At 41.1% G+C, this 8850-nt stretch carries 8 protein-coding genes; 6 read left to right on the top strand and 2 right to left on the bottom strand.

Annotated features, from left to right (window positions below; all coding sequences use genetic code 11):
- Positions 1–170 precede the first annotated feature (170 nt).
- The 5 genes from DS2_RS18905 to DS2_RS18925 all read left to right on the top strand — a co-directional run bounded on the left by DS2_RS18905 (position 171) and on the right by DS2_RS18925 (position 6449).
- On the top strand, positions 171–422 hold the full coding sequence (locus tag DS2_RS18905; RefSeq protein WP_035016635.1) for a type II toxin-antitoxin system Phd/YefM family antitoxin: 252 nt from the start codon (positions 171–173) through the stop codon (positions 420–422).
- Positions 412–699: a type II toxin-antitoxin system RelE family toxin gene (locus DS2_RS18910; protein WP_035016636.1), complete on the top strand. Its 288-nt coding sequence runs from the start codon at positions 412–414 to the stop codon at positions 697–699. The genes DS2_RS18905 and DS2_RS18910 overlap by 11 nt, the downstream gene beginning before the upstream one ends.
- Before the next feature lie 479 nt (positions 700–1178).
- The gene (locus DS2_RS18915; RefSeq protein WP_051480028.1) at positions 1179–1904 is read left to right on the top strand and encodes a divergent polysaccharide deacetylase family protein; all 726 of its coding nucleotides are present in this window, start codon (positions 1179–1181) and stop codon (positions 1902–1904) included.
- A gap of 60 nt (positions 1905–1964) precedes the next feature.
- Complete coding sequence (locus tag DS2_RS18920; RefSeq protein WP_035016639.1) at positions 1965–4781, top strand: insulinase family protein; 2817 nt, start codon at positions 1965–1967, stop codon at positions 4779–4781.
- Between the two features lie 171 nt (positions 4782–4952).
- On the top strand, positions 4953–6449 hold the full coding sequence (locus DS2_RS18925; protein WP_035016642.1) for an MFS transporter: 1497 nt from the start codon (positions 4953–4955) through the stop codon (positions 6447–6449).
- A 48-nt stretch (positions 6450–6497) separates the two neighbouring features.
- Here DS2_RS18925 and DS2_RS18930 read toward each other — a convergent pair whose 3' ends face one another.
- Complete coding sequence (locus DS2_RS18930) at positions 6498–7442, bottom strand: diguanylate cyclase (protein WP_035016644.1); 945 nt, start codon at positions 7440–7442, stop codon at positions 6498–6500.
- Between the two features lie 3 nt (positions 7443–7445).
- A complete protein-coding gene (locus DS2_RS18935) occupies positions 7446–7769 on the bottom strand; it encodes an Hpt domain-containing protein (RefSeq protein WP_035016645.1) in 324 nt (107 codons plus the stop codon).
- 98 nt (positions 7770–7867) lie between these two features.
- On the opposite strand from DS2_RS18935, the gene DS2_RS18940 reads away from it, so the two are divergent.
- On the top strand, positions 7868–8071 hold the full coding sequence (locus tag DS2_RS18940; RefSeq protein ID WP_035016647.1) for a DUF1289 domain-containing protein: 204 nt from the start codon (positions 7868–7870) through the stop codon (positions 8069–8071).
- The last annotated feature ends 779 nt before the right edge of the window (positions 8072–8850 follow it).

The following is an 8850-nucleotide window of genomic DNA, read 5'->3' on the forward strand; positions in this document are numbered from 1 at the left end:
TTTAGAAAACCATGCTTCGAGTGAGCTTGCAAGCTCGGAGTTTATAGCGCTGCAAGTATGGGCAGTATATGGAAATTACTAGACCATAACTTCGCTCAATTAAGTTCTGGCTTAAAGTTTTAATCAGGTCTAAAATAAGCTCTATATTTAGCACTTAATTGGTGATTATGATGAGACAAGTTTTAGCCGATTGTTCAGCGAGTATTTCTGAACTTAAAAAAAATCCTACAGCTTTACTGAACGAAGCCGAAGGTTCTGCTATCGCAATATTGAATCACAACAAGCCAGCTGCTTATTTAGTCCCAGCCGAAACATATGAGTGGCTGATGGATGTCGTTGATGATTATGAATTAGCAAAAGTGGTAGAAGAGCGTCGTGGTGATCTGTCCGACGCTGTTGAAGTTAATTTAGATGACTTATAAATTAAAGTTTCTCCCTGCTGCTAAAAAGGAATGGGGCAAACTAGCTGAACCACTCAAAGCGCAATTTAAGAAGAAACTGGCAGAAAGATTAGAAAATCCACACGTTCCATCTGCAAAACTCAGCGGATATGAGTCCGTATATAAAATTAAATTACGAACTGCAGGGTATAGATTAGCTTACGAAGTTATTGATGATGAAGTCGTAGTATACGTTTTAGCCGTTGGTAAACGTGATAAAAATGCTATCTATAAAAAATTAGAGTCTAGGTTAGTATAGTTGTGGTCGTAATAGCTTAATACAACTTTAGCGGCCAGGAAGGTCGAGCTGGTTGCTATGTATTTGTTAAAGCTGCTGCAAGTATGGTGCAGTATATGGAAATTACTAGACCATAATTTGTTGAAATTAAGATTGCTGCAAGCTTGGTGGAAGGAAAGGTCGAGCTGGTTGCGATGTATTTCTCAAAACCGCTGCAAGGCCATCCATGGCCCGCTCTCAAACGGTATCCCTACCGATTGGACGTTTTGAGAAACACAATCCCAACCATCTCTCCTGACATTTTTATTGCTTGGTCACACGGTGTTTGCAAAAGAGATTTTGCTCTAAGTTATTGCTCTAGCACTTTCCTGACTTTTAACCGTAATAAATTTGCCATTCTTGCTTGAACTATCTAAACTGCGTCGGTCGTTAATAACAAGAAATGCGCTGTGACTTTATACAAAAAAATAAAAAACAAAAGCTTAGGACTAGCCTGTTTTATGGCGCTGCAAATAATCGGGCTAACAACGCCAGTACAAGCCGAAATCGCCATAATCATAGATGACGTAGGTTACCGAGCTACCGATAAAGCACTGCTGTCGCTACCACCAGAAATAACCCTATCAATACTGCCGCATACCCCATACGGCAAAGAACTGGCCGATTTAGCCAGTGCACGTGGTCACGAAATTATGCTGCACCTGCCAATGGAATCACTCAGCGGACGAACGCTAGAACCAGGCACTTTATATAGCAGTATGACAGAACAACAAATAACCCAAACACTCGAAAATGCAATTGCTCAATACCCACAAATAATTGGGGTGAACAACCATATGGGCAGTAAACTAACCCAAATGACCGCGCCGATGCAGGCAATAATGCGCGTGCTGAAAAAGCACAACCTATATTTTGTAGACAGTCGCACCAGTAGCGCATCACAAGCCCTTGTTGTTGCACAGCAACTCGGTGTAACAGCTTATCGACGCCATGTCTTTCTCGACAACGAAGTCGACGAAGCGGCTATTCAAAGGCAATTCAACAAGGTGTTGCATTTGGCCACTAAAAAACAAACCGTGATCGCCATAGGCCACCCCCATCCAGCCACAATTGCAGTATTACAAAAGTTTTTTACCCAATACACAGCCAATGCAATAGCACTGCAACGTGTATCAGATTTAGCACCAGCTCAATCTCAGCTTGCACAGCTAAGCAAGCAAAATTAAACCAAATAATAAAAATAGAGTCATACCACTCATAAAAATTTTAGCGTGAGGACTTTTTGCGTGAACATACACAACAAATTAATTCTAAGCATCACCTGCGTATGCAGTTTAATTGCAGGTTGTAATAGCACAGTTAAACTGCCAGAAGTGCAACCTGTCGTAAATACTCAACCAGTTGAAATTATCAAAAGCCCTCGAGACGACAGGGCATATCAATACTTACAACTGAACAACCAACTAAAAGTATTACTCGTATCAGACCCAAACAGTGAACAATCTATCGCCTCATTGTCGGTTGGTGTGGGTAGTTATCACAACCCTAAAAGCCAACCTGGGCTAGCACATTTTGTTGAGCACATGCTGTTTTTAGGCTCAAAAAAATATCCAGAACCATCGGGTTATTTCAACTTTATCGAAACCAAAGGGGGTTCTAGTAACGCCTACACAGCTAAAGATCACACCAACTACTACTTTTCGATTCCCAACGAACATTACCAAGGCGCGCTAGACCGTTTTTCAGATTACTTTAAAAACCCACTATTTGCCCCAGTTTATGTAGACAAAGAGCGCACGGCTGTTGATAACGAATGGTCAAAACGAAAATCACACGATGGGGTGATTTTGCAACGAGTACGTGCACACACAGGCAATCCACAACACCCGAGTAGTCAAATTAGCGTAGGCAACTTGCAAACCTTAACCGATAAACCCAACAGCAAGTTACTTGACGAAGCCATCGCCTTTTATAAAAAACACTACTCAGCAAATCAAATGAACCTAGTATTGGCAGGGCCACAAAATTTAGCTGAACTTGCACAACTGGCAAAACAACATTTTGCCGATATCAATAATAACCAAGCGCAAACACAAGAAATTAGCATACCTGGCATTACCGCAGACAACTTAAATCAGCATATCTATTACCAACCGCAGCAAACGCATAAATTACTTTTTATTGAATTTGCACTGCAAGACAACAGCGACGACTGGCAATATCAAGCTAACCGTTATCTAAGTTATATATTAAGTTCAGAAGAGCCGGGTACGCTTGGTGAATATCTACGCAAGCAAAACCTTGCAATCTCTAGCTCAGTGCAATTTGCGCCAGACTACTACGGTAAAGATGGGTTTGTGCAAATTCATGTCTCGTTAACCGATAGTGGAGTGAACAAGGTCGACCAAATAATTGCTGCCACATTGTCGTACATCAACTTAATTCGTACACAAGGCATCAACCAGCAGTATTATCAAGAGCTCGCAGCAATGGCGATGGATGAATTTAATAACAACGCCAAAGGCAACTTAATGCACACTGCCGTTAATCTAAGTGCAGCAATGTTTGATGTGCCACCACAAAACTTGCTGAATCGCTCCAGTGTATTTGCCGAATTTAACCCAAGTAAAATTGAGCAAGTGTTAGCGCAAATGACAGTGGAGAATATGCGGGTTTGGCATGTATATCCACAAGTTACAGTCGAGCAGTCAATTCCTCATTACGACGGAAAATATGCGGTTAAACAAATTAGTGCCCAAGAACAAGCTGACTGGTTAAATGCCAGTGAAAATATTGCAATGCAACTGCCTAAAACCAATGAATTATTTGATACGCAAGAAGATCTAGGCATTGCCACTGAGTTAACCCAACCAACACAGATTTATCATCAAGACGGCATAGAAGCATGGTTAAGCCACAGTCGTAAATTTCAGCATAACCAAGGTTGGATGGAGCTGATTATCAACACAGATGTAGGCGACTGGGACGGCCAATACAAAGTAGCTTCTCGGGTATTTTTAAACATGTTTGAACAGCACTTAATTGCACTGCGCGACAAAGCGTCACGTGCTGGAATCGATATTCATATCCAACCCTATTGGGGCGGCAGTATGCGTTTTAAAATTCAAGGTAAAAGCGCAAAACATCTGTTGTTAGCCGAGCAGTTATTGCAAGCATTGGTCAACTATCAGCCGAGCAAACAAGAATTTAACCAAGCACTAACCAAGTATCAAGAACAGCTTGCCAACAAAGCGTTAGACACACCCGCGCAACAAGCACAAAGATTGTTAACTCAATTGGTATACACAGCACTCACAGACGATCAACTGTTACAGGCAAGCAAATACGTCAACTTGGCGGTAGTGAATAAATTTAAACAACAGTTGCTCAACCGCAACAAAGTACTTATTTTTGCGTTTGGTGCTTATCGACAACACGAATTACTCAGTGCAATCGACACCTACAGTCAAATTTTGCCAGCTGAGCGTAAACGCATCGACAGGTATAAAAAACCACTTATGCCGATTCACGCGGGTGAACAACTCAATTTTAGCCACAAAGTGAAACATACCGACCACGCAGTGTTAGATGCCTTTATCGCACCGCGCGCCAGTTTAAAAGACAGTTTGTCACTTAAAGTTTTAAACAATTTTTATCACAGTGCGTTTTTTGCTGAATTGCGTACCGAAGAGCAACTAGGCTACCAAGTTTCTAGTATGGCGTTTGACTATCAGTTAAAACCGATATTTGCCATGTTAGTACAAAGCAACAACACCAATTATAAAGCACTGAAAAAGCGTATGGATAAGTTTAGAAAAGACTTTGCCAGCAAAATTAATCAACTCACCCAAGCGGAATTTGAGCAAGCGCGTGATGGTTTATTAAGTCACTATCAACAAGCGCCAAATAATTTATACGAGGAAGCTGGGCAATACGTATATGACTTTTTCGACAATCAAACTCAGTTTGATAGCAAAAAGCGCAGTATTGAACTGTTGCAACAACTAACCCTGCAAGATATTCAACAGCAGTATCGCAACATGATAGTGGGCAACAAACAGATGGAATTGTTAATACAGTTGCGCGGAAGCAAATCGCTCTAAACTAGCATATCAGTTAAAACAAGCGGGCTAAAATAGCCCGCTAACCAGCTAATTTCTCTCGGCTAACCCTGCATACGTATGCATATAAAAACCTGATTACAAATAACAGTCGGCTGTTAGAATGTTAATAATTAGTACGATTTTTTTAACATTACGAGCAGTGATAAAATTATGAAACAGCCCAAGTTATCCTTTTGGCAAATCTGGAATGTCAGCTTTGGTTTTTTTGGTGTGCAAATCGGCTTCGCACTTCAAAATGCTAATATGAGTCGTGTTTTCTCTGATTTGGGAGCAAACCTTTATTCATTATCTTTTATGTGGTTATTAGCGCCACTGATGGGCGTGATCATCCAGCCTTTAGTCGGTGCCAGTTCCGACCGAACATGGACACGATTAGGCCGTCGCAGCCCATTTATTTTAGCTGGTGCACTCACGGCCACTATCGCGATGATTTTAATGCCACAAGCACCGCTATTTGTCAGTTTCATTATGCCAATGGTGTTCGGCTTAATTATGTTGGCAATCATGGATGCCGCGTTTAACGTTGCTTTTCAACCTTTTAGAGCGCTCGTGTCTGATATGGTACCTGGCGAGCAACGAAATCAAGGTTATTCAATCCAGTCATTATTGATTAACATGGGCGCGATTATCGGCTCGATCTTACCTTTCGTTTTAACCAATGTTTTATTGCTAAGCAACGAAGCTGAGTTAGGTGAAGTGGCTGAAACCGTTGCTTGGTCTTTCTATTTAGGCGCCTTTATTATGTTGGCCTCAGTGCTTTGGACTGTGGTTAAAACCAAAGAATATGCGCCAGCAGAATATCGAAAATACAAAGGTTTAGCAGAAGCGCCAGCCGAAGCTGACCACAAAAGTGTATCTGAAAAAATCCAAGGTATGTGGCAATTAATGGTCACCATGCCAAAAACCATGAAACAACTTTCATTTGTACAGTTTTTCTCGTGGTTCCCAATGTTTTTAATGTGGGTCTACATACTGGCTGCCATCACTCAAACATCTTGGGGAATCGACCCTAAATGGTTTAATGCCGACTACATTAAATCTGTAGACTCAGTCCCGGCCGATATCAGTGCAGCAAAAGGCTCAGCAGGTGACTGGTTAGGTATTTTGTATGCAATGATGTATATCGCAGCCGCATTGTTTTCAACGGTAATGGGCAAAATGGCCAACACCTTTGGTCGTAAATTTACCTACGCAATTGGTTTATTGGCTGGCGCGGTTGGCTTTTTATCAATGGGGTTATTTACCCACTCACAAGCCGTTGAAGTCAACTTATTGATAGCGCAAGTTGAAGTACCAGCTGGGGCAATTGGTTTAATAATCCCAATGATAGGGGTTGGTATTGCTTGGGCGGCCATTATTGCAATGCCTTATTCAATATTAGCCGGCGCTTTACCTGCAGATAAAACGGGGGTGTACATGGGCATATTCAACTTTACCGTTGCTGGGCCACAAATTGTATGTGGCATAATTGCAGGGCCAATTTTGTTATATTTATTTGATAATCACGCAATTGGTATGATGTGGTTAGCGGGGGCATCTTTGGTATTAGGCGCAATTTCAGTTTGTTTTGTTAACGACAGTAAAGAAGTTGACGATCTGAAAGATGAAGTCGCTGAAACAAAAGCTGCGGAAAACTCGCCTGCTTAACTTAGGAACTTGGAAAAGCAGCCTGTATGTCGAATATTGGCTGCTGATTTATTGAGAGTCAGCTGCTGACGATACTTGGTTTCTGCCAGCTTGTTTAGCTTGGTATAACGCTTGATCGGCCTGTTCTTGTAAAACAATGTATGGCTCTGAAATGTTTGGAATGGTTGAAGAAACACCTAAACTCACGGTGATATATTCAGAAACCTCGCTAAATGCGTGACGAATCTGTAAGTTGATAATTGCCTCACGAATCTTCTCGGCCACTTTGCTCGCAGCACGAAGGTCTGTATTTGGCAAAACAACCACAAACTCTTCACCGCCATATCGAGCCGCATGGTCACCGCTGCGCATCACTTGCTCGGATAAACATTTCGCCACAGCTTTCAAAGTTTCGTCACCTAAACTATGGCCATAGTTATCGTTGTATTGCTTAAAATAATCAATATCCAGCATTATCAATGAAATAGGGCTATTGGTTCTCGCTGCTCGCCGCCATTCTTGCTTAATAGTATGGTCGTAGTTTCGCCGATTCGGAATTTCTGTTAAGCCGTCTAATAAAGCCAGTTTTTCTAATAAATCAGACTTTTTCTTTAACGCGAGCTGGTTACGAATTCGTGCATGTACAACCGCCATATTAAAGGGTTTTGTAATGTAATCCATCGCACCAAGCTCAAGCCCTTTTGCTTCATCTTTGGCTGTGTCTTTAGCTGTTATAAAAACAACTGGGATGTTTTTTAAGTCGTCGCTTTGGCGAATTTCTAACAAAGCCTGGTAGCCATCCATTTTCGGCATTTGAATATCCAATAGCACCAAATCTATGGTTTGGTGATGTTTATGCAGGATCTCAAGTGCTTGATGGCCGTCAGTAGCGGTATGTAGTTCATACATCCCAGAAAGTGCAGCCTTTAATATATGTAGGTTTATTTCTTGGTCATCGACCAATAGAATGCACGGGCGGCTATTGCCGGTATCTACACTTTCATTTTTATACATGTTTTACCAAGAAGATGTTTCGTCAATGACGGCTTGCAATGCTTGACTAAAGTCTGTCAACATTGAATCAACCGCTGTGTTTTCTGCTCTTAACTCTGCTTCTAAGGCTTTTGCATGGTTATATAGTTCAATCATGCTTAAATTACCTGCAGCTCCTTTTATTGAGTGAACGAGTACAGCAGCGTCTTTTAATTGACCAGATGATACTAGGTTAGCGACCTCTTGCGTTGAGTTTTTGTATTGGTCGGTAAATTTATTAACTAGCATGACAAACAGTTGCTCGTTGCCCGCTAATCTTTCTAGTGCATCTGCTTTATCGATTACCATACGAGTTTCCTTTAGAATATCGTTATATGCTAAGTATAGGTATATTTTTTCTAACTTAAAGTTTATCTATTAATTTAAATCGAGTTGTTGTTAATTTTATGAATCAGTTTGAGTTTTCTACTGGAAACAAGCCGAAAAACCCTTGCATTGGCTATTGTCAGTTGAATGAGGATGATGTTTGTAAGGGGTGTGGTCGTACGAAAGATGAGCGCACTGATTGGATTTTTTTGTCTGATGATGAGAAGCGCAAGGTTGTCGGTGATGCAAAAGTGAGGCTGGCGGCTATTAAAGAGGCAGAATAGCGGGTTTGTGGGTACGGAGTTTAAAGCGCTGCTAGTTTGGTGCAGTATATGGAAATTACTAGACCATAACTTTCACAAAAACGCTGTGAATACAGTCCCTGTACGCTTCGCTTTTTCATCCCTGAAAAAGAGATTTTGCTCTAAGTTATTGCTCTAGTACTTTCCTAACTGTTGTATTGTTGCGTAGTTTAAAGCGCTGCTAGTTTGGTGCAATATATGGAAATTACTAGACCATAACTTTCACAAAAACGCTGTGAATACAGTCCCTGTACGCTTCGCTTTTTCATCCCTGAAAAAGAGATTTTGCTCTAAGTTATTGCTCTAGTACTTTCCTAGTTGCTCTAGCACTTTCCTAACTTTTATATTGTTGCTGGTTCATACACCGCTTTCTCGCAGCAATAAAGAAGTTAGATAAAAGCTTGCTCGAAGACGACACATTACTTGAGGACTGTGATTAGATTTACCAAAGCAGAACGTCGTTTTCAGGGATGAAAAGGAGAGCGTACATGGACGTATTAACAGCGGTTCTGTGTGGTAAATGTAATCATAGGCCGATTATATTGCACGGATTTACAAAAAGCGTTTTTAGAAAATCATTCTTCGAGCGAGCTTGTGGGTACGGAGTTTAAAGCGCTGCTAGTTTGGTGCAATATATGGAAATTACTAGACCATAACTTTCGTGAAATCAAGATTGCTGCAAGCTTGGTGGCAGGGAATGTCGAACTGGTTGCGATGTATTTCTCAAAAGCGTAATTGGTGCACAAATATAAAATCGATTT

The organism is Catenovulum agarivorans DS-2, from assembly GCF_000568405.1.
In the GTDB taxonomy this organism is placed as follows: Bacteria; Pseudomonadota; Gammaproteobacteria; order Enterobacterales; family Alteromonadaceae; genus Catenovulum; species Catenovulum agarivorans_A.

Excerpts from the sequence above, each read along its gene's own strand:
- DS2_RS18940 (WP_035016647.1), top strand. The coding sequence starts at position 7,868 with ATGAATCAGTTTGAGTTTTCTACTGGAAACAAGCCGAAAAACCCTTGC.
- DS2_RS18935 (WP_035016645.1), bottom strand. The coding sequence starts at position 7,769 with ATGGTAATCGATAAAGCAGATGCACTAGAAAGATTAGCGGGCAACGAG.
- DS2_RS18910 (WP_035016636.1), top strand. The coding sequence starts at position 412 with ATGACTTATAAATTAAAGTTTCTCCCTGCTGCTAAAAAGGAATGGGGC.
- DS2_RS18905 (WP_035016635.1), top strand. The coding sequence starts at position 171 with ATGAGACAAGTTTTAGCCGATTGTTCAGCGAGTATTTCTGAACTTAAA.
- DS2_RS18925 (WP_035016642.1), top strand. The coding sequence starts at position 4,953 with ATGAAACAGCCCAAGTTATCCTTTTGGCAAATCTGGAATGTCAGCTTT.
- DS2_RS18915 (WP_051480028.1), top strand. The coding sequence starts at position 1,179 with ATGGCGCTGCAAATAATCGGGCTAACAACGCCAGTACAAGCCGAAATC.
- DS2_RS18930 (WP_035016644.1), bottom strand. The coding sequence starts at position 7,442 with ATGTATAAAAATGAAAGTGTAGATACCGGCAATAGCCGCCCGTGCATT.